The 3023-nt window shown below is 34.3% G+C and carries 4 protein-coding genes; 1 reads left to right on the top strand and 3 read right to left on the bottom strand.

Going from position 1 to position 3023, the window contains the following annotated elements; all coding sequences use genetic code 11:
* Positions 1-14: 14 nt before the first annotated feature.
* Positions 15-548 carry a VanZ family protein gene (locus Q5O30_RS11195; protein WP_021953833.1) on the bottom strand — a complete coding sequence of 178 codons (534 nt, stop codon included), beginning with the start codon at positions 546-548 and terminating at the stop codon, positions 15-17.
* A complete protein-coding gene (gene glmM / locus Q5O30_RS11190) occupies positions 548-1891 on the bottom strand; it encodes a phosphoglucosamine mutase (protein WP_021953832.1) in 1344 nt (447 codons plus the stop codon). Before glmM ends, Q5O30_RS11195 begins: the two co-directional genes overlap by 1 nt.
* A gap of 279 nt (positions 1892-2170) precedes the next feature.
* Here glmM and Q5O30_RS11185 point away from each other — a divergent pair, with 279 nt between their 5' ends.
* On the top strand, positions 2171-2368 hold the full coding sequence (locus tag Q5O30_RS11185; RefSeq protein ID WP_118589340.1) for a hypothetical protein: 198 nt from the start codon (positions 2171-2173) through the stop codon (positions 2366-2368).
* 27 nt (positions 2369-2395) lie between these two features.
* Here Q5O30_RS11185 and Q5O30_RS11180 read toward each other — a convergent pair.
* Positions 2396-3023, bottom strand: a 628-nt coding sequence (locus tag Q5O30_RS11180; protein WP_302674709.1) for an ATP-binding cassette domain-containing protein, incomplete at its 5' end; no start/stop codon positions are given.

Genomic DNA, 3023 nt, shown 5'->3' with positions numbered 1-3023 from the left:
GGGAGTAACCTTTCTTATATTATCCTGCCACATTTTTTTCTCTTCCTCCTGCAAATTAAAAAACATATTATTGTAACAAAAACCACTCCCATAAAGCAGCCTGTTGTATCAATGCAAACATCCATAACCTTAGGGCTTCTTCCTTCTACAAAATTCTGGTGAACTTCATCGGAAGATGCATACACCATACCTATAATGGTAGTTATTAAAATTACAATATATCTTTTTTTGTTTCGTATTTTTTCAAATGTCAACAAAAATGTTGAAATAAGAACTCCTAAAATTCCATATTCTCCAAAATGTCCCGTTTTTCTCACAAAGAAACTTACTGTATTAAAGTATTCTTCTTTGGCCTTAACATCCATATCCTCATAATCACTTTTTAAAATATGAACAACCTGAACTGTTATTTTATCACTAAGTGATTGAGACTGTTCTCCATTTTCGGCAGAAAAGCCAAATATGGTGCTCATCCACAATGCTATAAGAGCAATAAGAATAACTCTTACTGCCCATAGCTTTATAAAATATCCTTTTTTGTATGTCATTACACTGCGTAACCTTTTTTCTTAATTACATTAACAACCCTGTCAACACATTCCTCTGCTAACTGGTCTGTTTTTGCTTCAACCATAACACGGATAACAGGCTCTGTTCCGCTTTCCCTAATTAAGATTCTACCGTCATTTCCAAGCTGCTGTGCCACTTCATCTACTGCCTTTTGTACATCAGCATCATTTCTTGCCTCCGGCTTACTTGCAACCTTAACATTCTTAAGGCACTGTGGATAAATAGTTACCGGATTAATAAGCTCTGACATTTTTCTCTTAGAAGAAATCATAACCTCCATCAACTTTATTGATGTAAGGATTCCATCGCCTGTTGTTGCATATTTACTGAAAATAATATGTCCTGATTCCTCTCCGCCTAAACGGTAATCATTCTTTCTCATACATTCATATACATATTTGTCACCGACTGCTGTCTTCTCATATTTAATTCCAACAGCATCAAAGGCTTTATATAATCCTATATTTGACATTACTGTAGTAACTACAGTGTTGTTGTCAAGCTCTCCGTTTTGTTTTAAATACACACCACATACATATAAAATAAGGTCACCATTTACCACATTTCCCTGATCATCCACACAGAAACATCTGTCTGCATCCCCGTCATAGGCAAAACCAATATCTAACTTCTTTTCTTTTACAAATTTCTGTAATGCCTCAATGTGGGTAGAACCGCATCCCATATTAATATTTACACCGTTTGGTTCATTATTAATAACATATGTATCTGCTCCTAATGCATCAAATACGCTTTTGGCTATAGTCCATGCACTACCGTTTGAACAATCAAGTCCGACCTTAATGTTTCTAAAGGAATTTTTTGCCAATGTCATAAGATATCCCATATATCTGTTTCTACCTGCAAAATAGTCAATGGTTCTTCCTATTTTATCCATGGTTGCATAAGGTATTGAGTCAAAGTCTGCATCAATGTATTTTTCAACTTCATCAATGAAATTCTGCTCCATTTTTTCGCCCTTTCCATTGATAAGTTTTATTCCATTATCATAATAAGGGTTATGGCTGGCTGAAATCATAATTCCACAATCAAAATCTTCTGTTTTAACTATATATGATACACTTGGTGTTGTAGTTACATGAAGTAAATATACATCTGCCCCTGTGGATGTAAGTCCTGCCGAAAGGGCATCCTCAAACATATAACTGCTTCTTCTTGTATCTTTTCCAATAGCTACGGAGCATTTATGAAATCTTCCGTAATACCATCCTATAAATCTTCCCACTTTAAAGGCATGCATAGCCGTTAAATTAACATTTGCTTCTCCTCTAAATCCATCTGTTCCAAAATATTTTCCCATTTTACGCCTCCATAATTAAAAATGGTTACATTGCTGATACTTAATAAGCACCAACATATAAATTTTCAAAGTGTCAAGTTAAACTTGACACTCTTTTAATTATATAATATCACAACGTTATTTACAATCTTTTTATAACTATAAAAACCCAATGTAAAACCCTGTCATCATAAAGGAAGCAAGGTCAATAAAAGTCGATATGTTTTTTACACATTTATTACCTACAGTGTTATAATCTACTATATTGAGAAAAATTTATGTTATGTGGGGGATTTTAATATGAATAACAGCGAGAGATCTCAATTATTACAAAACACGGAAATTCTGCTTACAGAAATTGAAGGACTAAAGAAACAATTAAATTATGAAAAACAGCAACGTAAGCATTGGGAAGAGCTTGCCATGTTATTCCATGATGCCTTATGGAATGAACTAAAAGTCTCTAATCAAAATGCTTCCGTTGCTGCCAAATCATGATTATATTAAATTTATGGCTGTTTTGTATTAACCATTGTTTTTGTAAATACAAAACAGTCTTTTATTGTCAATTACAAATTCCTTATCACACACTTCAAGAGCTGCCGCCTTATGGGTAATTATTATACACGTCTTTTTATTAAGACCTTTAATCCTTTCAAGTACATGTTTTTCTGTTTTAGAATCCAGTGCCGAGGTAGCCTCATCTAACAGAAGAATTGGTGCCTTACTAAGAAGTGCCCTTGCTATTGCCAGTCTCTGGGCCTGACCTTCTGAAATGCCAAGTCCTTTTTCTCCTATAACAGTGTCAAGCCCCTTTGGAAGGTTGCATACAAAATCATAAATATCACTAATCTCCAAAGCTTCCTTTATTTCTTTATCTGTAGCGTTAGGATTTATTAACAGAATATTTTCTCTTAATGTCCCGCTAAAAAGGTAATTTCCCTGAGGTACATAAGAAAACAGGCATCTGGTATCCGGGCTTGCTTCTAAATACTTTCCATTTTCTTCATATAACCTTATACTTCCCCTTTCAGGTTTAAAAACTCCTAAAAGCATCTTCATTAATGTACTTTTACCTATTCCCGAAATCCCCCTTATAGCCACAAACTCGCCCTTTAAAAATTCTGCGTTTCCATCCTCTAATACACTTTCC

The organism is Eubacterium sp. CAG:161 (assembly GCF_000432355.1).
Taxonomy (GTDB): domain Bacteria; phylum Bacillota; class Clostridia; order Lachnospirales; family Lachnospiraceae; genus Eubacterium_G; species Eubacterium_G segne.
The sequence above is the reverse complement of the archived record's forward strand: the minus strand, read 5'-3'. Positions and strand labels throughout refer to the sequence as shown.

Excerpts from the sequence above, each read along its gene's own strand:
- Q5O30_RS11185 (WP_118589340.1), top strand. The coding sequence starts at position 2,171 with ATGAATAACAGCGAGAGATCTCAATTATTACAAAACACGGAAATTCTG.
- glmM (WP_021953832.1), bottom strand. The coding sequence starts at position 1,891 with ATGGGAAAATATTTTGGAACAGATGGATTTAGAGGAGAAGCAAATGTT.
- Q5O30_RS11195 (WP_021953833.1), bottom strand. The coding sequence starts at position 548 with ATGACATACAAAAAAGGATATTTTATAAAGCTATGGGCAGTAAGAGTT.